Below are 22,127 nucleotides of genomic sequence, written 5' to 3' on the forward strand. Positions count from 1 at the left end.
TAGATTTGGGGAGAATCCCCGTCACTAATATATAAATCTAAAAATATAAATCATGGTTAAAGTAATTGATTTTAAGACTAGAACAAATGATGAGGGGGAAGAATTTAATGTCCTTATCGTACAAGGTGGGGCTGAGCCTATCAGAAGTCAGCAAACAGGTAAACTATACATTACAGCTAAAACAGCATCTGTACCATCTACATTTGATGCAGATACCTGTAAAAGCCTTATTGGAACTTCATTTGAAGGTTCTGTTAAAAGGGTAGAGTGCGAACCTTTTGATTATGTGATGCAAGAAACTGGAGAGGTAATAGAACTATCTCATCGCTATGAACTTGTTAATGAAGAAATGGAAATACTAGAAGAACAAACCTTACCTACAGAAGTAGTAAGATAAATACTAAAATACTTTAGTAACTATATAAAGAGAGCCTATATGAGCTCTCTTTTTTTATTTATAAACTATACAAAAAAAATATATACTCATGAGATTACAGACAGCACAACGTCAACAAGTACGACTTAAAATAGGGTTAAGTGGAGCTAGTGGATTTGGTAAAACTTATTCCGCTTTATTAATAGCATATGGCATCACACAGGATTGGTCTAAAATAGCCTTGATAGATACAGAGAATGGAAGTGGTAGTTTGTACGCTCACTTAGGCAATTATAATGTGTTAGAGCTTAATGCACCATATAGTCCAGAGCGCTACATAGAAGCCATTAAATACTGTGAAAAGGCTAAAATGGAGGTAATTATTATTGACTCTATTTCACACGAATGGCAAGGAAAAGGAGGATGTTTAGAGATACACGAAAAACTTGGAGGAAGATTTCAAGATTGGTCTAAAATAACTCCTCGACACGCTGCTTTTATAGATAGTATTTTACAGTCTAACTGTCACATTATAACAACTGCAAGACGTAAAATAGAATATTCATTGGACACAGATCAAAATGGAAAAGTAAAGGTAACTAAGGTAGGTACAAAAGAGGAAACTCGTAGTGGATTTGAATATGAACTTACAGTAAGCTTTGAACTTATCAATGACAATCATTTAGCTAAAGCATCCAAAGACAGAACAGGGCTCTTTATGAATAAACCAGAGTTTATTGTCAATCAATCCACAGGGAAAAAGCTTATTCAATGGTGCACTTCAGTCTCTAATATAGAAGATGTTAATAAGGAAATTAAACAAACTACCACCATTGAAGGGCTAAAACATATCTATAATAAATATCCACTTTTTCAATCCAAAATAAAGAATAGCATTCTTACTCGCAAAAGAGAATTAGAAACTATTGATGAACAAATAATTGAATCAGCTGAAATCACTAAAACAACAGAGAATTGAACTAATTAAAACAACACCAAATATTATTATTTCTGAGGATGAAGTAATCCAAGAATCTCATGGTAATTTTATTGAAGCTAACACTTCTAAAGTAACCTTAGAGCACCTTAAAAAGGATTGTATTATCCCCGTATTTAGCAAGGACAACGAGACCACCATAAGTCATTATGAGTTTGTTAATTCAATTCATTCAGCCATATCAGAAATCTTCAGCAACAGTCTAATTTTAAAGCCAGATATAAGGGTTTCTCACGTTATAAAGGGTAGAGTTCCAACTGCCATTGGAAAGCCTGCAAAAGAACTGTTAGATCATGAGAAAACCATCTATTGGGAGCGCATGGCATTTATGTTTGAACTCCCTGAAATAACTCGTGTAATCAACGGAAATAAACTCACATTAATGGTGGGTGGAGTAAGAGCATATAATCTAGAAAACCTATACAGTAAAAAAGGTATGGAGAAATTTAAAATCTTCATTGGATTTAAGAATATGGTATGTTGTAATATGTGCATCAGTACAGATGGTTATTTTGGGGAATTACGTGTAAGCGCAATTGATCAATTGATTGAAAAATCATTAGAGTTATTTTCAACATATAATGTAGAAAGACACATGGAGGCTATGGAGTTTTTGGGTAAGCATCAAATATCAGAAAGGCAATTTGCACATTTAATGGGGAAGCTTAAAATGGCTTCACACGCTCCTAAATTATCTAATAGAGAAAAAGGGGTATTTGATATTAATGACGGTCAAATCAACAATGTTATTAAGAATTACTACACAGATGATAACTTCTGTAAGGGCATGGACAACTCTTTAAATCTATGGAATCTCTACAATTTGTTTACAGGTGCCAACAAGTCAAGTTATATTCATAATAATATAGACCGCAATGTTGGTTCTTTTGAATTCTGTACTTCACTTGCAAATTCGTTAGATAGTAATGTGGGAAATTGGTTTTTAAATTAAAAATTCTTGAGTAATTGAAAAGTGTGGATAAGTAAAAAAGCCACTTTTTAATCGTTTTAAGCACATTTTGAACACATACCACATTAATAATATATAGCTAACACGTGAAAAAACAAGAATTAATTCAACTACTCAAATATTCTTCTCCAACGAGTATTTGGGTAGTTTCTTATAAAAATGAACTGCAAGAGCTACAATGCCCAATTAAGGTAATAGCTATTAAAGATATTGGAGGTTTAAAGCAAGGAAAGATATATTCTGTAACCTATATAAAATTAGCTACCAATTTAAAGGTTGTATTCATAATAAAAGGACAACCCTACTTCTATTACCATTTTGAAATATTAACGCCTAGATGATCTAATCAGTAGTTATGCTGTATTTTTACTTTACAACTGTAAAGAATTTTGAGACGGTTTCTACTTTATCAAAAAACCACTGAAAAATAATGAGCTCAATAAAATGTATAATCCCTATTGTTTTACATGGGGGTTGTATATTTTTATAAAAAACTTGACAACTTGTCTAATTACAAATAATATTCATATGAACCATGTTTTGATTACAGATTTTAAAAGTGATAGTACATATTTAAAGCTTCAAAATAGATTCTTGAAGAAATGTGATGCAGGTTCTTTCTATAACAAACAATTTAAAGAGCCAAGGAGGGAAGATTTTGATATAAAGTATAATGAAGGTGAGATAGTATTTAGGAATGATGAATTATTTTCAAAAGATAAATATATTACTGTTTCGTTTCATAAATGGCTAGTTAAAAGAATGAATGTCTTGGCTCAAAATTACATTACATCTTTTAAAGAAATATTGGAAGAAAGACTAATTCTAGACGAAGATCAAGTCAAGTTATTAGCCAAGAAGTATGTCATGGAGGCTATTGAAGTTGAGGAATATGTAAAGAATTCCCAATACCTCAATTATGAATTAAAAAATAAGCTTAAAAATCAGATAAGTAAAATTATAGAATACTTATCCCAAATTCACGTCTTATCAAATTATGGGATTGACGATAGAATAAAAATAAATGCCAATAAAAATGACTTACTCCTTTTATTCTTACTGCTTAGGGAGCATAAATTTATAGATTGCCCCTATGATTCAGAGCTAGGTTTCTTAATAGAAAAATCATTTATGTTCTATGATGAAAAAACGGAAGAATACAAGTATATACAAAAGGCAGGAAAAGAACTCAACAATATAAAGAATAACAACAAGCCAGTAGAGAAATCGTTTAAAAGATTAAAAAAAATCCTTACCTCTATAATTGAATCCAATGATATAGACTCAAATTAATAACATATAATGGTAACTTTATGCATATACATTTAAACCTAAAATTTGAATCATTTATAAATGAAAAGGAATTCATTAGACTTCAGGATAGCTTTATAGCAAAAGATGAAGTGAATCCAACTAGATCATTTTCTAATAAAGTCGAAGATGATATAATTATAAAACTAAACCCTGTTCATCCTGACATGAGGGAATTATATTCCTTAAAAGAAACTTTGAAATTTAATATCACTCGTTTGAGTGAGAACTACGTCAACAAATACAAAGAGGATATTGAAAAGAACAAACTGTTTTCTCCAGAACAAAAATTAGCTTACGCTAAACACCAACTAGAAAAATTAAATACATGGTATTATAGTATTCGTGAAGTAACATTTTTATCAAAGGCTATACAAACATCTCTTTTAAATGAATTGGAAAACACACATGAGTATTTATCAAATTCATTTATTCTACCATCAATAGATGAATCCTCTAAAATTAAGTTTAATATGAACAAGACAGATTTAATTGTATTATTTCAGCTTTTAAGAAAGCATAAAATAATTGAAGATTATTCTGATGCGGAATTAGGTAGACTTATAGAGACAAACTATTTATTTTTAGATAATAGATCAAATTATAAAGCCTTAAAGAATACGAGAAAATTTTTAAATGATATAAAAAAAGGGAATAAAACTGCTGCTAAATCTGAAGAAAGACTAAAAGATTTATTAACAAATAAAATTGATTATGATGTAACCTCCTATTAATAGTGACTTTTTATAGGGGACACTAATTTATCCCCTACGCACATTTAACCTTCGACATACATTTGTCCCAGAATTAGCGCTGATTCTTTTTTATAAATTTTTTAAATTTTCAAAAATGAGAAAAGAACAAATTACAATAGAAGAAAATATCTTCTGGGACAATAACAAAGGAAAAATAGAGATAAATAGCTCTAAATTAGTTGACTTCTTGTCAGCACATGGTTTTGCCAAGGCAATGACATCAGAAACAGACTATCTGTTTGTAAGGGTTGAAAATAATTTGATGAATGAAGTAAAAGAATTCCATATTTCAAATTTTATTCAAGAATTTCTTAAGAAAAATCATCTTACCCAGGTTTATGAGGTTTTTGTAAAAGGTATATCTTCTTATATAACTAGATCAAGGTTGGAGTTATTAAAAACAATACCTTATGAAAATGATAGAGATAATGAGAACTCTACAGCTTTTTACTTTAACAACTGCTTTACAAAAGTATATAAGTTTGGTATAAAGGAATATACTTATGAAGAGTTGGATAAAAAAGTATGGCAAAATAGGATTCTACAAAGAAGTTTTTATGCACCAAAAGAAGGTGAAGTTGGGGACTTTGAAAGATTCATTCATATAATATGTAAAAACGAAGAAGATAGAATCCAAAGTTTTAAGAGTATTCTAGGTTATTTACTCCATAGGCATCAAGACCTTTCTTGTGCAAAAGCAATCATCTTTATGGATGAAAATATTTCTGGGGACAGTACCGCTAATGGAGGAACTGGAAAAGGAATTATTGGTCAAGCTCTTTCCCATTGTAGAGAAGTCGAAACAATGGATGGTAAAAATATCAAAACCAAAAGTTGGTTTAAATACCAAAGAGTAACAAGAACAACCGATATTATCTTTTATGATGATGTTCCACAAGACTTCAATTTAGAAGAATTGTATTCTATTATAACAAATGGAATGCAGATTGAGAAGAAACATAAGGATGAAATTTTTATTCCACCCCATGAAACGCCAAAAATTTTAATAGCATCTAATTACACAGTAAGAGGCACAGGAGGCTCTACTGATAGAAGGAGACGATTTGAATTTGAAATTGCTAACTATTATAGTGATAAATTAACGCCCATGGATGAATTTGGCAGACTATTTTTCGAACAATGGGATGAAGATGAATGGAATAAGTTCTACTATTTTATGATGGAGTGTGCTCAAGTCTTTCTTGATAAAGGACTTATTCCTGTAAAAAGCATAAATCTAGAAAAAAACAAACTAATTAATGAGACTTCTAAAGAATTCTATGAATTCATGAAACTGAATTTTCAACCGAATAGGATATATAACAAAAGGGACTTTCAAGCTAAGTTTGTTAAAGAATATCCCTCATATCAAGATTTAAGCCCTCATTCATTTTCAAAGTCCCTATCAACGTGGGCAGAACATAATAATCTAGATTTTAAAACAAAGTCATCAGGAGGAAATTACCTTTTTACTATGAATAATAAAAAAGATTAGCATGGAAAGGTTAATAGTTTACAAGGTAACTCATAAAGAATCAGGGAAAACCTATATCGGTGCAACATCTAAATCTATAGATGACAGAAAGAAAGACCATGAACAAAAAGCATCTCAAGAAGTAGGCAGTAAATTTCAAGAAGCTATCGGGACATATAGTCCCGAAGCTTTCACTTGGGAACAAATAGATACAGCTAACAGCCCTAATGAATTAGCAGAAAAAGAGAAAAAGTATATTCTTAAATATAATTCAAAAGAAGAAGGTTATAATGCTGATTCTGGTGGTGGTTTAAAAAAGAATATTTATCAATATGATATAGATGGAGAGTTTATAGCAGAATATAACTCTTTAGAAAGTGCAGCTAATGCAGTAAGTGCGTATAAAACTTGTGTAGGTAATGCTTGCATAGGGCAAAATAAAACCTGCAAAGGATATTATTGGAGTTATAACTTATATGATAAATACCCATTGGATAGAGATGCCAGAAAGAAGAAAGTACTTCAATTGGAATTAGATGGCGAAGTAACTGGAGAATTTGATTCTGTATCTGAAGCCAGCGAACTAACAGGTATATCCAAAACTTGTATATCAAGAGTTTGCAGAGGTGAAAGGGAACAAACAGGTGGATTTATATTTAAGTACGCCTAGAAATTAAGGGATGGTAGAAATGCTATCCCTTTTTTTATTTCATTCAAAACCTATCGTTTACGGAATTCCGTATGCATTTTAAAATTGGGTTGGTTAGTTTTGTCTAACAACAACCATAACCTAATGAAAAACACAATTTTAACTATTATATTTATTGTCATTACTTTTAGCGCAAATGCACAATCATGTGGTGAGATATTAGCGTATGTAAAATCTCAAAGTAGAGGAACAACTTATAGTAGTCCTTTAAGCACTGCTATATCGAAAGTTACTTTTTATACTACCAAAATAGACTATAAAACCCATTATTTTGCTGTTGTGTGTTTTAAAGAAAATGAATACTCTTATGATTGTAATGAGTATATTTATCAAGTAGGTCGTGATACACAGTATAATTACGCTTACTATTATCTAGATAGTGCTGGAAAGGCTTTTTGGGAATATATCCAACCGTACAATAAAAATCTAGGGGGTGCTCCAAATTTTAATTAAATTAACACATAGCAAAATATTTATACGAAGACACTAATAAAGTATTACTATTTTTACATCATACTTGTCAATCTACTATATTTTAGTGTATGAATACATCCCAAATAGAAAAAAACGTAATAGCATTAGTTGAAAACTTCAACAAAGAAGAATTTGTATTCGATTTATTAAAGGCATACGGTATATCCAAAACATCGATTACACGTTTAAAGAAGGGTGATTTTAATTTATCTAAAGTAGAAGGAGAAATACTTTATAAGAGCAAAATGCTCTTTAAAGAAGTTGAATCTGGAACACTTCTAACTGTTATCGATGACCTAACAAAAGAACCAGAAGCTCTAAAACACAATCCACGATTTGTAATTGTAACCGATTATAAAACACTAGTAGCTAAAGATATTAGAACAGGTGCAGCTTTAGATATACCAATTCTTGAAATACACAAACACTTTAGCTTCTTTTTACCCTGGGCAGGTCAAGAAAAGTATTCTCAAAAAAACGAGAATTACGCCGATAGAAAAGCGTCATATAAAATGGCGAAGCTCTATGATATATTGGTGACTGAAAACCCAAACATCTATGATGATGGTGGTCATAACCTAAATATCTTTTTATCTCGTTTACTCTTTTGTTTTTTTGCAGAAGATACCGACATATTCCCAATTGAGGGGATGTTTACCGATACTTTAGCGCAACACACTAAAGAAGATGGTAGCGATGTCAATACGTTTTTAGATAGGCTCTTTAAGGTCCTGAACACTAAAGACAATAGTAAAGAAGCATCCCATTTTAGAGAGTTTCCTTATGTAAATGGTGGATTGTTTAGAGATACTATTGTATCACCACAATTTACCAGAGAAGCACGTAAAATTATTTTAGAATGTGGCGATTTAGATTGGAGTGAAATCAACCCAGATATTTTTGGTTCTATGATACAAGCAGTTGTAAATCCTGCATATCGTAGCGGTTTGGGTATGCATTATACCTCTGTTCCTAATATTATGAAGGTGATTGAACCTTTGTTTCTAAATGAGTTGTATGATGAGTTTGAAAAGCATAAAGAAAACCCTAAAAAACTACGTCAATTAATTTATAGAATATCCAAACTTAAAATATTTGACCCTGCTTGTGGTAGCGGTAACTTTTTAATTATTGCTTATAAAGAATTACGAAAATTAGAAATAAAAATTTGGCGACAAATAAATGATTTAGAACCGCAATATTCTTTTGTATTTACAGAAGTAAAGCTATCACAGTTTTATGGTATAGAGTTAGATGATTTTGCTCACGAAATGGCAATTCTATCATTATGGTTAGCAGAACACCAAATGAACAAAATATTTGTAGATGAGTTGTTTGATTTTGGTAGAGCCAAACCTATTTTACCCTTAAAAGAAGCAGGCCATATCACACAAGGTAATGCAACACGTTTAAATTGGGAAGATACCTGTCCTAAAAATGATGGTGATGAAATCTATATTTTAGGGAATCCACCTTATGCAGGTCAAAAGAAACAAGACAAAATTCAAAAAGAAGATTTGAAATTACTGTTTAAAGGCAAAACAAATTATAAAACTTTAGATTATGTTTCTTGTTGGTTTTACAAAGGCTCTAATTATTTAGAAGGAAACATTAAAATGGGACTGGTGTCTACAAATTCTATTTGTCAGGGAAATCAAGTAGGTTTATTGTGGCCTTCTGTTTTAAAAACAGGTAATGTTGAAATATTTTTTGCTGTACCTAACTTTAAATGGACAAATAATGCAAAGGGCAATGCAGGTGTTACTTGCTCTATTATTGGGCTTCAAAGGACAATTAAAAATTTTCAGAAATTAATTTATACAGATAGAAATGTCATCAAAGCATCCAATATTAATGCATATTTAACTGATGGTATAGATATAATAGTTCAAAAAAGAATGACAGCATTGAGTGCATTGCCAAAAATGGTATCGGGTAATATGGCATTGGATGATGGTCATTTGATGTTGACGGAAAAGGAAAAAAATGATATTGTAAACCAATATCCAGATTCCGAAGTATATATTAGAGAAACCACAGGCGCAAATGAATTTATTAAAGGTTTAAAAAGATATTGCCTTTGGATTGAGGATGATGAATTAGAAGATGCTTTAGAGATACCATTCATTAAAAATAGAGTTGAAAGCTGCAAGAAATTTCGAGAAAATGGAGGTGAAGTTGCTCGTACTTTAGTCGATAGAGCACATCAATTTAGATACAGACATCAACCCGTAAATAGTCAAATTATTATTCCATTAACATCTTCAGAAAGAAGAGATTATATCCCAATGGGGTTTCTAGGTGAAAAGGTAGTTATTCAACAAAGCGCACAAGTTTTATATGACCCTGAACCTTTTGTTTTTGGAGTGATAACTTCCAGAATGCATATGGTATGGATTGATGCTGTAGGTGGTAAACTTGAAACTCGTTATAGTTATTCAGTTGGGATTTGTTACAATACTTTTCCATTCCCTGAAATCACCCAAAAACAAAAAGAACAAATTACTTTGCACGTATTTGAAGTTTTGGAAGAACGAGAAAAGTATTCTGATAAAACAATGGCACAATTATACGACCCAGATAAAATGCCTAAAGGCTTAAAAGAAGCGCATCATCAATTAGATTTAGCTATTGAGCGTTGTTATCGTTTAAAACCATTTGAAAGCGATACAGAGCGTTTAGAATATCTTTTTAAGGAATATGAAAAGATGATAAATAAAGATACGTTGTTGGAGAAAACTAAAAAGAAAAGGAAGAAAAAAGCATAGAGAAATGGAACAAGGAATTATAGATGTTTTAAAGAAGCTTAAAAATGATATCCCAGTAGTAAGAACTAAGGAAACTACTAATGTGGAAGATAAGGCTATTGAAAAGTTACTCGCGTTTGATATCATTTCACAAAATAGGCATCAAGTTAAATTAACCTCAAAGGGATATAAGTTTATTGATAAATTGATAAATACTAATAAATCTTTGGAAGACTTTAATTTTTCTGAACCAATAGCCATGGGCATCACAAACAATTTTAATCAAGTTACCATAGGACAGGTCAATCAGAATACGACCAATAGCGTTTTGGAGAAAATGAATATCAAGGTAGTAGTAGAATCATTAAAAGAAGAATTGAGTGAGGAGCAGTTAGCAGAAATACAGAACATTATTGAAACATATAATAAGCCCGATGAGCAGAAAAACAAAATGATAGAAAAACTGAAAACTTTTGGATTGAATGTTATCTCAAATATTGTTGCGGGTATTCTCACTAACCCATCCCTTTACGGAATGTAATTTTTTATAAATATGCCAGATATAGTACACGTAACATACCAACAAACAGGAAAAAGCAAAAGCACCAACGAATTGGGTATGCGAGAAATGCAACAAAAAGCATTTGAAGCGCGTACAGCTCAATATTTATTAATTAAAGCACCGCCAGCTTCTGGTAAATCTCGTGCCTTAATGTTTATTGGTTTAGATAAATTAATTAATCAAGGGATTAAAAAAGTCATCGTTGCAGTTCCAGAAAGGTCTATAGGTAGCTCGTTTGCTAAAACAGAATTAAAAAAGCACGGTTTTTTTGCAGATTGGACACCAAATCCTAAATACAATTTGTGCACACCAGGAGGTGAACAAAGTAAGGTGAAAGCGTTTTTAGAGTTTTTAGATACAGATGAGCAAATCTTAATATGTACGCACGCTACCTTACGCTTTGCCTTTGAAGCAATAGACGAAAAACAATTAAACGACTGCTTATTAGCAATAGATGAATTTCACCACGTATCTGTAGATGGCGATAATAAATTAGGCTTAGTGTTAAGTAATGTAATGTCTAAATCTAATGCACACGTAGTAGCAATGACAGGTTCTTTTTTTAGAGGAGATTCTGTGCCTATTTTGTTACCAGAAGATGAAGAAAAATTTACAAAGGTTAAATACGATTATTACCAACAGTTAAATGGCTATAACTATTTAAAATCATTGGGAATTGGCTATCACTTTTACCAAGGTAGATATACTTCTGCTATCAATGAGATATTAGATGAAAACAAAAAAACCATAGTTCATATTCCAAGTGTAAACTCAGGTGAATCTACTAAAGATAAATATGAAGAAGTAAATAGAATTGTAGATAGCTTAGGAGATTTAGAATACCAAGACCCAGATACAGGTGTATTATATGTAAAAAGTGCTAAAAGTGGCAGGACTTTGAAAATTGCAGACTTAGTACATGACAATCCAAAAGACAGAGATAAAATTCAAGAATATCTCCGTAATGTAAAAAGTGTTGATGATATTGATATCATCATTGCTTTAGGGATGGCAAAAGAAGGTTTTGATTGGCCTTATTGCGAACATGCCCTTACTGTAGGGTACAGAGGTTCTTTAACAGAGATCATTCAAATTATTGGTAGAGCAACAAGAGATAGTGAGAACAAAACGCATTCACAATTTACCAATTTAATAGCGCAACCAGACGCAGAAGATGATTTGGTGAAACTTTCGGTTAATAATATGCTAAAAGCCATAACAGCATCATTATTAATGGAGCAAGTTTTAGCACCAAATTGGAAGTTCAAGCCTAAATTTCCAGAAGAAGAAGAGCAAGACACAGACGAAGATGATGGTACAATAAAAATTAGAGGGTTTAAGCTTCCAAGTTCCCAAAGGGCTAAAGATATTATTGAAAGTGATTTGAATGACTTGAAGGCAAAAATTATGCAAGATGACCAGATGCTTAAAGCAATGCCTGGTAATGTAGATCCAGAGGTTATCAACAAGGTTTTAATACCTAAAATCATTAAAGAAACCTATCCCGATTTATCCAATGAAGAAGTAGAAGCAGTACGCCAACACGTAGTTGTAGATTCTGTTTTTAAAAACGGAACTATTGAAGAACAAGGTGATAAACGTTTTATTCGTATGGCGGATAGTTTTGTTAATATTGATAATATAAATATCGATTTGATAGATACTATAAATCCATTCCAAAAAGCGTTTGAAATATTATCTAAATCGGTAACTGCATCAGTATTTAAAGCAATCCAAGAAACTATTGATGCAACAAGAATAACTATGACTGAGGAAGAAGCCATTATTTTATGGCCTAAAATAAAAAATTGGATAGCAAAAACAGGAGAACAACCAAGTGTTCAATCTTTTGATCCTCAAGAAAGACGTTTAGCAGAAGCTATTATATTTTTAAAAGAGGCGAAACGAAAAGCAGCAGCTAATGAGTAAGAAAAAAACATTAGACGATATATTTAATGATGATGAGTTTGGAATTTTAGATTCTAAACCCAAAAACTCTAATGTGAAAACTGAAGATGAACGTTTAATTGAATCGTTCCAAGAAATTAATGCATTTTTTGAAAAGAATAATCGTGAGCCAGAAGCTACAAATGTTACCGAGTTCAAATTGCTCTCAAGGTTAAAGGCATTAAGAAATGACGTAAAAAAGACGGCAGTTTTAAAACCTTATGACGACCATAATTTACTTAACACCAAAGAAGAAGTAAAGTCAGTTACAGATATTTTAAATGATGATGATTTAGGGATATTAGACACTGAAGAAACCTTATCTATTTTTAAACTAAAAAACGTACCAAGTACAACAGATAGAGCAGAATCTGACTTTGTAGCGCAAAGAACAGCTATGAAAGATGAAGAGTTTTTGCCTTATGAATTGATGTTTAAAAAGGTACATAAAGAATTGAGAGAAGGCAAAAGAAAATTATATATCTATGAAAATGCTGATAAAAACTTAAAAGCTGGTTCATATTATGTGCTTAATGGAGTTTTATTATTCCTTGAAGAAACTAATTTAGAAACAGATAATGTAACGCTTCCTTCGGGAGACAGAGTGCGTAAAGATGGACGCACACGTATTATTTTTGAAAATGGTACGAAGAGTAATATGTTATATCGTTCATTAGATAAAGCTCTTTTACATAGGAATAATGACGGCAAAATAGTATCCCATACAGATGATGAAATAGAAAAAGAGTTATTCGATAAAGTAAATTCTGTAAATGAAGGTGATTTAGAGACTGGATGGATTTATATTTTAAAATCAAAATCTACTCATAAGGACATTGAATCATTATCAAATCTTTATAAAATAGGTTATTCAACAGTTGCAGTGTCTGAACGCATCAAAAACGCATCAAAAGAGCCAACGTATTTAATGGCTGACGTAGATATTGTAGCATCGTACAAAACGTATAATATAAACGCCCAAAAGTTTGAAAATTTAATACATCGCTTTTTTGCAGAAGTATGTCTAAATATTGATATTTTTGACGATAAAGGTAGAAGTATCAGGCCAAGAGAATGGTTTGTAGTTCCTTTACCTATTATTGATAAAGTTATTGAGCTAATACTATCGGGAAACATTGTACAGTACCATTATGACCATAAAAATCAAAAACTGATTAACAATTAAATTTAAAAAAGGCATACAATTCGGCAATAAAAGTTGACGAGTTGACGACATAGCTGGAAAATACAGTATCTCCCAACCCTGGTTCGAGCCCAAGAGGGGGAGCAAAATCAAAATCCAGTCTACAAAATAGACTGGATTTTTTGCTTTTATAAGCTTTTGTAATGCAGGTTTAGCTACATTAACTGCATTTTACGAATTTCCACTAAAAAGTCAACTTGTTAAGTTTTGGGGAGAAATTAGGTGTCCCTTTAGGTGTCCCATTTTCAAAACTGAATTGCATGCCAATTGTTCAACTTAAAACCAATTGGTTATGCATCAAGAAAAATTATCAATCCTTTATGTAGTTAGTAAAACTGCAATACATCTAACTAAATCACATTCTTAAATATAATGAATAAAATTAGTCCTTTACGGAATTCCGTAAGGATAAGACAAAGAGACTTATTATGTTTAAACAAAAATATATCAACCCAAAAAATCATAAATAAACTTATGTGGTATAAAATTATAGAAGTTAAAGAGTGGTTCGGTGATATGGCAGAACGCTACCGCTTAATTAAAGAATTTAACCAAGCTGCTAAAAATTCTTTTATTGTTGGAGTTGCACCAACATTACTCGAAGCAAAAATCACAAAAGGAGATAGTAATTACAGACATGCCTTTTCAAAATGGAGAGGAGGAGGTTTTAGGATTAAGGCTCTCTCAGGAAGACCATTAGAAAAAAGTGAAATGGTAGAAATTGGAAGAGTTGTATTAGACAATGAAAGTCTCACAAGAAAAATGATCTCTCTAGGTTGGGATACCCTAGAAGTTCATGCTAATGCAGGCTATTTAGGAGTTAAATGGCCTTTAAAAGAATATGCAAACATTGGAGGGTTTCTAAATTGAGAATTATGAAAAACATATCATTATTTATTCAAACAAATAAAGAAGTTGAGGTTCTTGCGAATACAGACATCGATATACTTCCATTTTGGATGTGGATTGCAATAGGTGAGCTAATCATTATCATAGCATTATTTCTGAAATTAAAAACTAAAAAGAAACAGTTAGCATTTGGCGGTTTAACAAAAAATAAAGTTAGAAAGGCAAAAGAAGTAGACGTAGATATGGGTGATTTAATGAATAGTATTAATAATTCAAAAAATCTGTATAAAGAATTAAGCAGATCCTGTCATCCAGATCGATTTATCAATTCTAATAAACAAAAAAAAGCAGAAGAGATTTTTCAAGAAATCTCAGAAAATAAAAGAAATTTTAAAAAACTAATGGAACTAAAACAAGAAGCAATTACTGAATTAAATATTAAAATAAAATAAAAATGGAAGAACAAGGAATCATCGTATTTATTCAATTTGGATTAAGAATTGTAGGAGCTGTAGTATGTTCTCAAAAGGCAACAGAATTAAACAGAAGCTCAGGTGGCTGGGGGTTCTTTGGGTTTGTCATGCCAATTATTGCTATGATATGGATTCACTTTATGAAACCAATAATGAAATGGGATGAAAATATTAATGCCAAAAGATAAATACAGTGCGGTTGTAATAAAAAAACTAATGCGGTACTAGTCTTAGGTTTTGTTGCTATGATTAGTACAGCATTTACTACACCTCCATCCGTTTCAAGATTAGCATAAGAATGTGACGTCGCAGAATTCTATAAAGTTGAAGAAACTAAATATTGTAACGAATAGGCCACCTACGATGAAGTATATCTTATTGTAAAAAACAATTATGCATACACAAAAGGAACTGTAATTTTTTGAATGGTATTTTTAAATGAAAACTTCTTATATAAACGTATTTTAAATTGGGTTGGATGTGTTGGTTTAACAATTGGAGTCTCCTTAGGTATTACAGGTGGAGGAGACGCAAATAATAATTCATTAATTTTTAGCGTCATTGTTTTTATTATAGGAGGATTAATGAGTGGAAGGTGTAATTGATATAATTATGGAAATACATAAGAATGAAGTAATAATATTATTATTTCAATAAACTTTCAACTCCAACACCAATCCCCCTCATTACGGTTTTCCGTAAGTCTTTTTTATAAGAGTTAAGTAGTTTTGAGATTATATAAACTACTACCCTATGAAAAACACAATCCTAACTGCCTTTTTGCTGTTATTAACCTACGGAATTCAGGCACAATCTTGTGATGAATTAATGGAATTTGTAAAATCTGAAAGCTATGGATCAACTTATAATAGCCCTAGCAGTACGGCAATTTCCAAGGTTACATTTTACACTACCACCATAGATTATCAAACCTATTATTTTGCTATTGTGTGTTTTAAAAAGAATGAATACTCTTATAATTGTAGCGAGTACTTATACCAAGTAGCTTCTAATACAAAACTTAATTATTCCTACGATTACCTCAACAGTGCAGGAAAAGCATTTTGGAAGCACATCCAGCCTTATAATGAAAATTTAGGGTGTGCACCCGACTTTTAAACCATGTTATTATTTTAATTATTTTAACCATTTTATATATCCTTACATTCATACCTAGAATAAATCATTTGTTTATTTTTACATTTCGTGCTTAAACTAAATACCAAAAATGTCTGAAGATCATAAAAAACTACTCGAACAACAATTGTGGAATATCGCCAATACCCTCCGTGGAAAAATGGGAGCAGATGAGTTTAGAGACTACATCTTGGGCTTTATATTTTACAAATACCTGTCGGAAAAGCAATACATATATGCCAATTACTTACTAGAGGGAGAAGAAGAAACCGATTACCATAAAGTAACCGATGCAGATACTTTGGATGCTATTATGGACGAATCTCTTAATAAACTAGGCTATTTTTTAAAACCTAACGAGCTTTTTCATACCATTGCTGCCAAAGGAAATGCAAAAAATGAAGGGCAAAGCAGTTTTATTCTAGAAGATTTAGAGCGTATTCTTAACAGTATCGAGCAAAGTACCATGGGTACAGAAAGTGAAGACGATTTTGTTAAGCTGTTTGAAGATTTAGATTTAGGAAGCACCAAACTTGGAAGAACAGTAGAGGCTAGAAACGAACTTATTTCTAAAGTTTTATTTCATTTAAATAAAATAGATTTTAAGCTCGAAGATACCGATGCCGATGTTTTAGGAGATGCTTATGAGTATTTAATTGCTCAATTTGCTTCTGGAGCAGGAAAAAAAGCAGGGGAATTTTATACTCCTCAGCAGGTATCTACCATTTTAGCAAAATTAGTTACCGCTGGTAAAAAAAGGCTTAAAAGTGTGTACGATCCAACCTGTGGGAGTGGATCTTTACTGCTACGAGTGGCAAAAGAGGTAGAAGATATAGATGAGTTTTACGGACAAGAACTCAACCGTACTACTTACAACTTGGCTCGTATGAATATGATTTTACACGATGTACACTACCGCCAATTCGATTTAAAGCAAGAAGACACCCTAGAGAACCCACAACACCTCGACCAACGGTTTGAAGCCATTGTAGCCAACCCGCCGTTTTCTGCTAAATGGAAAGGAAAAGACAACCCTTTAAACAACAACGACGAACGGTTTTCTCAATACGGAAAGTTAGCCCCTAGCAGTAAGGCAGATTTTGCTTTTGTACAACATATGATTCACCAACTGGCAGACAATGGCACCATGGCTTGTGTGCTACCCCACGGTGTATTATTTAGAGGAGCTGCAGAAGGACACATACGAGAATACCTTATAAAAAACCTAAACTACCTCGATGCTGTAATAGGCTTGCCTGCCAATATATTTTACGGAACAAGCATTCCTACCTGCATTTTGGTATTGAGTAAATGCCGTACAGAAACCGAAAATGTACTGTTTATAGATGCCTCTCAGCATTTTGAAAAGGTAGGAAACCAAAACCAGCTACGAGGAGAAGATATCGATAAAATTATAGATACTTATAAAGAAAGAACCACTATCGATAAATACAGTTATGTAGCTACTTTAGAAGAAATTGCAGAGAACGACTACAATTTAAACATCCCACGGTATGTAGATACTTTTGAAGAAGAAGAGCCCGTAGACCTACAAGCGGTAGCACAGCAATTACAAGCTTTAGAAGGAAACATACAAGCTGTAGATAAAGAAATAGCCGCATTTTGCAAAGAGCTAGCAATAGAAAAACCTTTTTAAGATGACGGAAAAAAAATTAGTGCCCACCTTGCGGTTTCCTGAGTTTGAAGGAGAGTGGAGTGAAAATAGATTTAAAGATGTTGTGAAGATTAACCAGGGACTTCAGATAGCTATAGCAGATAGACTGATAGAACCTAAGAAAAATGCTTTGTTTTATATAACAAATGAATTTTTAAATCCTAAATCTGGAAAGAAATTTTATATTGAAAATGCTTCAGACTCTGTTAAATGTGATGAAAATGATATCCTGATGACAAGAACAGGAAATACAGGTAAAGTTGTTACAGGGGTAAAGGGAGCATTTCATAATAATTTCTTTAAAATAGCTTATCCAAATACAATTAATAAAAGTTATTTATATAACTTTTTGATCTTACCTAAAACACAAAATAAGATACTTAGATTGGCAGGGACTTCCACTATTCCGGATTTAAATCATTCTGATTTTTACAAGATACAATTCACTTTCCCCACCCTCCCTGAACAACAAAAAATAGCTTCCTTTTTAACATCGGTAGATGAAAAAATACGCTTGTTAACCGAGAAAAAAGCATTGTTGGAACAGTATAAAAAAGGAGTGATGCAGCAACTATTTAGTCAGCAACTCCGCTTTAAAGACGACAATGGCAAAGATTTCCCAGATTGGGGTTCTTTTAAAATAAATGAGATATTTAGCCCTTTTAAAGGCAAAGGAATTCCAAAAGGAGAATTAATTGACGATGGTCAAAATGATTGTATATTATACGGAGAACTCTATACTGTGTATAATGAAGTTATATCGAAGATAGTTAGCAAAACTAATAGCAGTGATGGCTTTCTATAAAAAAAAGGTGATTTATTAATACCTTCATCTACTACAACTACAGGTATTGATTTGGCAAATGTCACAGCCATAAATCATGATAATGTATTACTTGGTGGTGATATAATTGTAATGCGAGCTAAAGAAAAATTAAATAATATATTTTTCGCTTATTATCTGTCAAACTACAAAAAGTATGAAATAGCATCAAGAGCACAAGGCATTACAATTGTTCATCTTTATTTTAATACTATTAAAGATTTGTATATTGATTTTCCATTAGAAAAAGAGCAAACCAAGATAGCAGACTTTTTAAGCAGTATCGATAGCAAAATAGAAAAGGTAGCTACACAGCTACAACACACCCAGCAATTTAAAAAAGGCTTGTTGCAGCAATTGTTTGTGTAAAATGGAGAAAACAACAACTATGAAAATATTACTAGAAAAAGTAGGGACAGTACTTAAACAACAAGAAGCCTCAAGAATAGCCAAAGGAGAAACCTTTAATATCTTTTCTATTCTAAAAATGGAAAGAGCAGAAGTAAATACACACTCTGCTTTTCTAGCCGAGCTACTCAACCCAAAAGGTTCTCACCTAATGGGCGGTGTTTTTTTAGAGGCTTTTCTGTCGGTTATTAATCATCCTACAGCAATAGACATTCCTACCGCCAAAGTGTTTGTAGAATACTACATAGGCATGGTTAAAGAAACCACAGGCGGTCGTATCGATATTCTTATAAAAGATGGTAAAGGAACTTGTATCACCATAGAAAACAAAATAGATGCAGGAGACCAAAACAACCAATTAGTGCGGTATAAAAATTATAATACTGAAAAGAACACTGTTTATTACCTCAATATAGATGGTAAAGACCCTAGCGATAGCAGTAAAGGAGGGTTGGAAACAGGAAACGATTTCTCCATTATTAGTTACAGAGACGAGATTATAGCATGGCTACAGCAATGTTTATACATTTCCGCAGAGCAACCCCTACTTAGAGAGAGCATTAAACAATACCTATTGTTAATTAAAAAAATAACGAACACTTTGGATAATACACAGGAAAAAGAAGTCACAAATCTTATAATAAACCACCTAGAAGAAGCAGAACAAATTGCTGCTAAATACAACAAGGTTTTAGAAGAAATAAGAGAAAATTTTAGAAGTAAATTAAATACTTATTTAAAAAATCTACAGGAAACAGGTGAGTTATTAGAAGAGTTTGGGGTAATAGAGAAACATAAAAATGTTAATGATAGTTATTCAGGGATTTGGATGCCTTTAAAAGAGAATCCTAACAAAATGTTTGGCATAAGTAGTTTTAGCGGCAAAGGGCATGTAAACGGAAATTTCTTTATTGGTTTGTATGACCAGTTAAATAAAGAAAAATACCCTGTAGAAAATTACAACACCATTACTACTAATCCAGACTGGGTACACCATCAGTTACTTACATATACTTTTAATGGAGATTCTGAGTATATAATAAACCTTGGAGATAAAAAGTTTATAAAGTACATCGCAGAAGGTGCTAACTTAGAAAGTGTATTAAAAGAAGTAGAATCACAGATTGATAAATTTATAGATAAGCATATAAAATATCTAAATGGAAGTAAATGATAAAGATACTTTTTTAAACAATGAAGTTTGGGTATTAACATTTGGAGCTGCCTTTCAGCGAGCCAATATTTATAATAAAACAGCTACACAAGCTCAAAAGAAAAAGTTTTAAAAAAAACTCAGGTTTTATATTGAAAAGCTCGTTTTAGAAGAATACCACAAGGAAGGTATTACCGATGAAGTCCATATAAACAACATAAACTCAATAGTAAACTATACAATTAACTATAATAAAGAAAACGATATTTTAAGTAACGGAAAATTAAACTTTGGAGTTAGTCAAAAGCTATTAAATTTATATTTAAAATATAAATGGTGTTTAAAAAAGATTCCTACACCGCCACACTTTCCTGTAGACAGAAGGATACAATCTATTCTTAAAATGAAAAAGATTGCTTCTTGGACACAAATGGACGATTCAAAAGAATACGAAAAAATTATAGCAGCAGTTAGGGACTTGGCAGAAACGGAAGAACTTTCGGTTGCACACTATGAGTTAAAATATTTTCAAAGAAGTCAGAATGACTAAACAGCCAAAAAGTTCCCAGCAGTTTAAAAAAGGCTTGTTGCAGCAATTGTTTGTGTAGTTAAATGATGTTAAAAATAAACCTATAGGTTGATAAAATGAAAATTGTTAATATATTTGTTGAAAAATTGTTTGCCGTAGTTTATAACGATGAAGTTGGAAACGGCTATCAAGACAATGAATATGATAGACTTTTGGATCTTTGGACAGATGTTAATTATCTCAGGGAATTTGCAAAAGAGAATAAGGTAAAAAATGTAAACCAGTTTGTAGAAGATAGGCTGCGAGATGCAGAAAATATAGATGACTTATTACACGATTTAACCGAAGAGAATTTACCATTAGACAACTATTTTCACCAATTAGATAACAATGAAACAGGATTTAAACTTTTATCACTTCGAAAAGGTAAAGCTTCTTCATCAGATGGTTTAAGACTGTATGCTATTAAAATAGACACCAATTGTTTTTTAATAACAGGAGGTGCTATTAAAATGAGCCTTAAGATGAAGGATCACCCCAATACGAGGGAAGAATTAAACAAAATAGAAAGAGTCAAAGAGATGTTGAAAGAAAATGATGTAATCGACAGAGAGTCTTTTTATGAATTCAAAAATGAGCAAAACCAATGACTACCAACGAAGAAAAATTCAAAAAAATTGTTTCTAGCGAAAAAACTACTACACTCCAAAGAAGTAGAAAACGCATAAAGAATAGATCGCGACTAAGAGAGTCTCAAGATATTGCTCTTAAAGTTCTTACCAAACTAGATGAGCTAGGGTGGTCTCAAAAAAAACTTGCAGAAAAGTTAAGTGTATCTCCGCAGCAAATCACTAAGATTGTAAAAGGTAAAGAAAATCTCACCTTAGAAACACAAGTAAAGCTACAGGAAGTATTAGAAATTCCTATTTTGGCTAGTTTCTATGAGAAAAACATTACTAAATTTTCTTTTGAGGAATTTTCAGAGGTTAAGGTCTCTATCAATAACCACATAGTTAGCGAAGGTAAATCTTTTTACAAAGAACAGTTTACTAGGGAGTTTAAAAGTGTTCCACGTAAGGAGATTGCAAAGGATAAATATCATCTATCAGAAATAGCATAATGGAAAATAAAAAGATTGGTTTTGCTCTGGTAGCTCTTAAAACAGAACAATTTGCAAGTTTTGAGGAAAATTATAAAGAAGGTAAAAAAGTAGACCTTAAAACAGGACTGGAATTTAAATTTAATATTGAAGACAAAAATGTGGGGGTATTTGTTACTTTTACATTTGAACAATCTAAGAAGGCTTTCTTAAAAGTTCAGGTCAGTGGTCATTTTAGCATCACAGAAGAAGCTTTTAATGAATTCAGCAAAGAAGATAAAATTATTTTTCCTAAAGGATTTATGTGTCACCTTACAATGCTTGTGGTTAGCTCTGCACGAGGTATATTACATGCTAAGACTGAGGGCTCCAATTTTAATAAATTTTTGCTACCAACAATAGATGTAACGAAGATAGTATCAGATGATATTGAGTTTCATTTATCAGAGTAACAT

Annotated in this window: 27 protein-coding genes; 26 read left to right on the top strand and 1 reads right to left on the bottom strand. The window is 31.8% G+C overall.

Going from position 1 to position 22,127, the window contains the following annotated elements:
- The first annotated feature begins 52 nt into the window (after positions 1-52).
- The 16 genes from JOOMADRAFT_RS02920 to JOOMADRAFT_RS02995 all read left to right on the top strand — a co-directional run bounded on the left by JOOMADRAFT_RS02920 (position 53) and on the right by JOOMADRAFT_RS02995 (position 15,036).
- Positions 53-397: a hypothetical protein gene (locus JOOMADRAFT_RS02920; RefSeq protein WP_008611221.1), complete on the top strand. Its 345-nt coding sequence runs from the start codon at positions 53-55 to the stop codon at positions 395-397.
- Between the two features lie 88 nt (positions 398-485).
- Positions 486-1,355 (top strand): AAA family ATPase, encoded by an 870-nt coding sequence (locus JOOMADRAFT_RS02925; RefSeq protein WP_008611222.1) that lies wholly within the window; start codon positions 486-488, stop codon positions 1,353-1,355.
- A complete protein-coding gene (locus tag JOOMADRAFT_RS02930) occupies positions 1,318-2,325 on the top strand; it encodes a DUF3871 family protein (RefSeq protein WP_008611223.1) in 1,008 nt (335 codons plus the stop codon). The genes JOOMADRAFT_RS02925 and JOOMADRAFT_RS02930 overlap by 38 nt, the downstream gene beginning before the upstream one ends.
- Before the next feature lie 104 nt (positions 2,326-2,429).
- On the top strand, positions 2,430-2,684 hold the full coding sequence (locus JOOMADRAFT_RS02935) for a hypothetical protein (RefSeq protein ID WP_008611224.1): 255 nt from the start codon (positions 2,430-2,432) through the stop codon (positions 2,682-2,684).
- Between the two features lie 253 nt (positions 2,685-2,937).
- Positions 2,938-3,636, top strand: coding sequence for a hypothetical protein (locus tag JOOMADRAFT_RS02940; protein ID WP_157136648.1), 699 nt, complete (start codon positions 2,938-2,940; stop codon positions 3,634-3,636).
- 20 nt (positions 3,637-3,656) lie between these two features.
- On the top strand, positions 3,657-4,388 hold the full coding sequence (locus JOOMADRAFT_RS02945; RefSeq protein ID WP_008611226.1) for a hypothetical protein: 732 nt from the start codon (positions 3,657-3,659) through the stop codon (positions 4,386-4,388).
- A 115-nt stretch (positions 4,389-4,503) separates the two neighbouring features.
- Positions 4,504-5,904 (top strand): primase-helicase family protein, encoded by a 1,401-nt coding sequence (locus JOOMADRAFT_RS02950; protein ID WP_008611227.1) that lies wholly within the window; start codon positions 4,504-4,506, stop codon positions 5,902-5,904.
- A 1-nt stretch (position 5,905) separates the two neighbouring features.
- Positions 5,906-6,553, top strand: a complete 648-nt coding sequence (locus tag JOOMADRAFT_RS02955) for an NUMOD1 domain-containing DNA-binding protein (protein ID WP_008611230.1) — start codon at positions 5,906-5,908, stop codon at positions 6,551-6,553.
- A gap of 123 nt (positions 6,554-6,676) precedes the next feature.
- On the top strand, positions 6,677-7,045 hold the full coding sequence (locus tag JOOMADRAFT_RS02960) for a hypothetical protein (RefSeq protein ID WP_008611231.1): 369 nt from the start codon (positions 6,677-6,679) through the stop codon (positions 7,043-7,045).
- A gap of 89 nt (positions 7,046-7,134) precedes the next feature.
- The gene (locus tag JOOMADRAFT_RS02965; protein ID WP_008611232.1) at positions 7,135-9,834 is read left to right on the top strand and encodes a class I SAM-dependent DNA methyltransferase; all 2,700 of its coding nucleotides are present in this window, start codon (positions 7,135-7,137) and stop codon (positions 9,832-9,834) included.
- Positions 9,835-9,838: 4 nt separating this feature from the next.
- Complete coding sequence (locus JOOMADRAFT_RS02970) at positions 9,839-10,354, top strand: hypothetical protein (RefSeq protein WP_008611233.1); 516 nt, start codon at positions 9,839-9,841, stop codon at positions 10,352-10,354.
- A 12-nt stretch (positions 10,355-10,366) separates the two neighbouring features.
- Positions 10,367-12,304 (top strand): DEAD/DEAH box helicase, encoded by a 1,938-nt coding sequence (locus JOOMADRAFT_RS02975; RefSeq protein ID WP_008611234.1) that lies wholly within the window; start codon positions 10,367-10,369, stop codon positions 12,302-12,304.
- Positions 12,297-13,508 carry a GIY-YIG nuclease family protein gene (locus JOOMADRAFT_RS02980; RefSeq protein ID WP_008611235.1) on the top strand — a complete coding sequence of 404 codons (1,212 nt, stop codon included), beginning with the start codon at positions 12,297-12,299 and terminating at the stop codon, positions 13,506-13,508. The genes JOOMADRAFT_RS02975 and JOOMADRAFT_RS02980 overlap by 8 nt, the downstream gene beginning before the upstream one ends.
- A gap of 492 nt (positions 13,509-14,000) precedes the next feature.
- Positions 14,001-14,396 (top strand): hypothetical protein, encoded by a 396-nt coding sequence (locus JOOMADRAFT_RS02985; protein ID WP_008611236.1) that lies wholly within the window; start codon positions 14,001-14,003, stop codon positions 14,394-14,396.
- Between the two features lie 5 nt (positions 14,397-14,401).
- Positions 14,402-14,827 carry a J domain-containing protein gene (locus JOOMADRAFT_RS02990; RefSeq protein WP_008611237.1) on the top strand — a complete coding sequence of 142 codons (426 nt, stop codon included), beginning with the start codon at positions 14,402-14,404 and terminating at the stop codon, positions 14,825-14,827.
- A gap of 2 nt (positions 14,828-14,829) precedes the next feature.
- Positions 14,830-15,036: a hypothetical protein gene (locus JOOMADRAFT_RS02995; RefSeq protein WP_008611238.1), complete on the top strand. Its 207-nt coding sequence runs from the start codon at positions 14,830-14,832 to the stop codon at positions 15,034-15,036.
- Positions 15,037-15,239: 203 nt separating this feature from the next.
- Here the strand turns inward: JOOMADRAFT_RS02995 and JOOMADRAFT_RS20110 are convergent, their stop codons facing one another.
- Positions 15,240-15,410, bottom strand: coding sequence for a hypothetical protein (locus JOOMADRAFT_RS20110; RefSeq protein WP_157136649.1), 171 nt, complete (start codon positions 15,408-15,410; stop codon positions 15,240-15,242).
- Between the two features lie 191 nt (positions 15,411-15,601).
- On the opposite strand from JOOMADRAFT_RS20110, the gene JOOMADRAFT_RS03005 reads away from it, so the two are divergent.
- The 10 genes from JOOMADRAFT_RS03005 (at position 15,602) to JOOMADRAFT_RS03035 (ending at position 22,124) form a co-directional block, all read left to right on the top strand.
- On the top strand, positions 15,602-15,967 hold the full coding sequence (locus JOOMADRAFT_RS03005; RefSeq protein WP_008611240.1) for a hypothetical protein: 366 nt from the start codon (positions 15,602-15,604) through the stop codon (positions 15,965-15,967).
- A gap of 109 nt (positions 15,968-16,076) precedes the next feature.
- Positions 16,077-17,642, top strand: a complete 1,566-nt coding sequence (locus JOOMADRAFT_RS03010; RefSeq protein ID WP_008611241.1) for a type I restriction-modification system subunit M — start codon at positions 16,077-16,079, stop codon at positions 17,640-17,642.
- Between the two features lies 1 nt (position 17,643).
- Positions 17,644-18,465, top strand: coding sequence for a restriction endonuclease subunit S (locus JOOMADRAFT_RS03015; RefSeq protein ID WP_050989651.1), 822 nt, complete (start codon positions 17,644-17,646; stop codon positions 18,463-18,465).
- Between the two features lie 51 nt (positions 18,466-18,516).
- Positions 18,517-18,852, top strand: coding sequence for a restriction endonuclease subunit S (locus JOOMADRAFT_RS19620; RefSeq protein WP_050989653.1), 336 nt, complete (start codon positions 18,517-18,519; stop codon positions 18,850-18,852).
- Positions 18,853-18,871: 19 nt separating this feature from the next.
- Positions 18,872-20,065 (top strand): PD-(D/E)XK nuclease family protein, encoded by a 1,194-nt coding sequence (locus tag JOOMADRAFT_RS19625; protein ID WP_008611244.1) that lies wholly within the window; start codon positions 18,872-18,874, stop codon positions 20,063-20,065.
- Positions 20,052-20,177 carry a hypothetical protein gene (locus JOOMADRAFT_RS20620; RefSeq protein WP_008611245.1) on the top strand — a complete coding sequence of 42 codons (126 nt, stop codon included), beginning with the start codon at positions 20,052-20,054 and terminating at the stop codon, positions 20,175-20,177. Before JOOMADRAFT_RS19625 ends, JOOMADRAFT_RS20620 begins: the two co-directional genes overlap by 14 nt.
- Positions 20,178-20,447: 270 nt before the next feature.
- Positions 20,448-20,594 carry a hypothetical protein gene (locus JOOMADRAFT_RS20115; protein WP_157136650.1) on the top strand — a complete coding sequence of 49 codons (147 nt, stop codon included), beginning with the start codon at positions 20,448-20,450 and terminating at the stop codon, positions 20,592-20,594.
- A gap of 95 nt (positions 20,595-20,689) precedes the next feature.
- On the top strand, positions 20,690-21,223 hold the full coding sequence (locus JOOMADRAFT_RS03025) for a calponin homology domain-containing protein (RefSeq protein ID WP_008611246.1): 534 nt from the start codon (positions 20,690-20,692) through the stop codon (positions 21,221-21,223).
- On the top strand, positions 21,220-21,693 hold the full coding sequence (locus JOOMADRAFT_RS19630; protein ID WP_008611247.1) for a helix-turn-helix transcriptional regulator: 474 nt from the start codon (positions 21,220-21,222) through the stop codon (positions 21,691-21,693). Before JOOMADRAFT_RS03025 ends, JOOMADRAFT_RS19630 begins: the two co-directional genes overlap by 4 nt.
- Entirely contained in the window at positions 21,693-22,124 is a 432-nt protein-coding gene (locus JOOMADRAFT_RS03035) for a hypothetical protein (protein WP_008611248.1), read from the top strand. Before JOOMADRAFT_RS19630 ends, JOOMADRAFT_RS03035 begins: the two co-directional genes overlap by 1 nt.
- Positions 22,125-22,127: the final 3 nt, after the last annotated feature.

It is taken from the genome of Galbibacter orientalis DSM 19592 (assembly GCF_000260115.1).
GTDB lineage: Bacteria > Bacteroidota > Bacteroidia > Flavobacteriales > Flavobacteriaceae > Galbibacter > Galbibacter orientalis.